The organism is SAR324 cluster bacterium (genome assembly GCA_029245725.1).
In the GTDB taxonomy this organism is placed as follows: domain Bacteria; phylum SAR324; class SAR324; order SAR324; family NAC60-12; genus JCVI-SCAAA005.
In genome coordinates, this window is sequence record JAQWOT010000067.1 from 1 (window position 1) to 2,244 (window position 2,244).

3 protein-coding genes are annotated in these 2,244 nt (G+C 47.8%); all 3 read left to right on the forward strand.

The window, feature by feature from the left end; all coding sequences use genetic code 11:
• Positions 1 to 368, forward strand: a 368-nt coding sequence (locus P8O70_02995; protein MDG2195849.1) for an S-methyl-5-thioribose kinase, incomplete at its 5' end; no start/stop codon positions are given.
• Between the two features lie 6 nt (positions 369 to 374).
• Complete coding sequence (locus P8O70_03000) at positions 375 to 1,889, forward strand: sugar ABC transporter ATP-binding protein (protein ID MDG2195850.1); 1,515 nt, start codon at positions 375 to 377, stop codon at positions 1,887 to 1,889.
• Positions 1,882 to 2,187 carry a hypothetical protein gene (locus P8O70_03005; GenBank protein ID MDG2195851.1) on the forward strand — a complete coding sequence of 102 codons (306 nt, stop codon included), beginning with the start codon at positions 1,882 to 1,884 and terminating at the stop codon, positions 2,185 to 2,187. The genes P8O70_03000 and P8O70_03005 overlap by 8 nt, the downstream gene beginning before the upstream one ends.
• Positions 2,188 to 2,244 lie beyond the last annotated feature (57 nt).

Sequence of the window (2,244 nt, forward strand, 5' to 3'; positions counted from 1 at the left end):
GGACAGCGGAGGAGACCTGGAACCAATTTCAGGCAAAGTTCGAAGCAAATTGGGTTGCACACGAACGGGAAACTTCCAATAGCTACTGGAATTATCCAGAAGGACAAATTGGCTTCGCCTTGCAGCGTCAGCGATTCTTACGCCACATTTTTGAAGATACAATCGGCTTTGCTGCCTGCAAAATGATGCGACGCATCTACGGGCTTGCCAAAGTTGCTGACATCGCTGAGATCCCTGATTTAAAAGCTCGCTTGGAGGTGGAACGTAATGTCATGCGCATGGCAAAGGTGATGGCTCAACAACGCGGTGTCTTCCGTTCTATTGAGGAACTAACGGCATTGGCCCAAGAAATATCTCCCTTACGCTGAAGTTTCGTGAATCCGGTAGTTGAAGTACAACAGATCAGCAAGTCCTTCGGAGCAACACAGGCGCTTCGGGGTGTCTCATTCTCCTTTTTTTCAGGGGAGATCTTCGCCTTGGTGGGTGCAAATGGGGCTGGCAAATCTACTCTGATCAAGATCATCTGTGGCTACTATGAGGATTACGAAGGGGAAATTCGTATTGAGAGCCAACGTGTCCGTTTTCAAAGTCCTCAAGATTCCTTTCGTCAAGGCATCCGCACGGTTCACCAGATTATCGATCAAGGTGTAGTGCCCACAATGAGCATTTCTGAAAACCTCGCTCTCAACGAGCTTTTAGATCCAGCAACCGGATTACTTTATCGTCGTCAACACATTCGAACTCGTGCTCAGGAAATCGCGGAGCCGATGGGTCTGACGTTTACCAATTGGGATCTTCCTGTCTCCGATTTATCCCAGAGTGATCGTCAGTTGATCAGCATCGCCCGCTCTCTGGTTGGTGAACCGAAGTTGCTGATTTTGGATGAGCCGACTTCCTCGTTAAGTACCCGTGAGACAGATCGACTGTTTGATAAACTCGACCAGTTACGCTCGCAAGGAGTTGCGATTGTCTATGTTTCTCATCGACTCCATGAGATTGAGTTGCTGGCTGACCGTGCTGGTGTGGTTCGAGATGGACTGAAGAGTGCCGATCTGACTCGTCCAGTGAAATCCCAAGATTTGGTTCGTGCGATGGTAGGTGAAATAGATACAACTCCTCACGATCATCTACAGCCTGTTCAAGCAGGAAAAGTTCGACTGGAGTTGAAGGATCTTATTGTGCGTCCAGGAGACCCCGCATTGAGTCTCCAATTGAGGGCGGGGGAAATTGTTGGATTGACAGGTTTGATTGGAGCCGGAAAGTCGGAGTTAGCAGAGATTCTCTATGGCATGCGAGAACCTGTTTCTGGAGAAATTTTACTCGATGGCAAGCCTCTGCAACCCAAATCGATTTCCTCTGCAATCGACAAGGGAGTCCATCTTGTGCCAGAAGATCGCAGCAACAGAGCGGTTATTCCCCAGTTCAGTGTGAATCAAAATCTTTCCCTACCCTTTCTTAGAAGTTTTTGTCAATTTGCGTTGATGCAACCGAGAAAAGAGCAGCAGGAAGCCGATCGGATGGTGCGAGACCTAGGAGTCAAGTGCCAAGGCATACATGCCCTGATTGGTAGTCTCTCAGGGGGTAATCAACAGAAGGTGGTAGTGGCTCGCTGGCTTCAACGAAAATTCCGAGTCCTCTTATTGGATGAGCCTTTTCAAGGTGTGGATATCAAGTCCCGGCATGACATTATTCAATACCTACGAGATCAACTGCATGATGAGGTGGTGCTGGTGCTCGCTGCAGATCTCGATGAAATTCTGGAAGTAGCCGATCGAGTTCTGGTGCTCAATCGGGGACGTCTGATGGGAGAACAAAACCGTAATTCAATTGACCGAACGCAGCTCCTTGACTGGATCTCTACCACCGAAACAAAATTCGCCCATGCCTGAAGCTACAAAAATCGATAAAGGTGAAACTTCCAACAATTGGGATGCCAAGCAATTTGCCATTCGCTATGGATTTTTGATTGTGATGGCGGCCTTATACCTGTTGTTCAGCATTTTGGAACCTGCATTTTTGACCTGGAGTAATCAGTTTTCCATTCTATTAGGCATTGCGATTTATGGCATTCTCGCACTTGGAGTCACTTTCACCCTAGTTGTCGATGGCTTAGATCTGTCCATTGGCTCCGTCGCGGCTCTGAGTGTGATGATCTCCTCCTACTGCATGGTATCCATACAAAAGTAATGTTGAACGAGTAAGCATGAGCTTTAACGTGTGGAGCGTTGAGCCAACTATTAATAA

Bases quoted from the DNA above. Each gene is read 5' to 3' on its own strand.
- P8O70_03005 (MDG2195851.1), top strand. From the start codon at position 1,882: ATGCCTGAAGCTACAAAAATCGATAAAGGTGAAACTTCCAACAATTGG.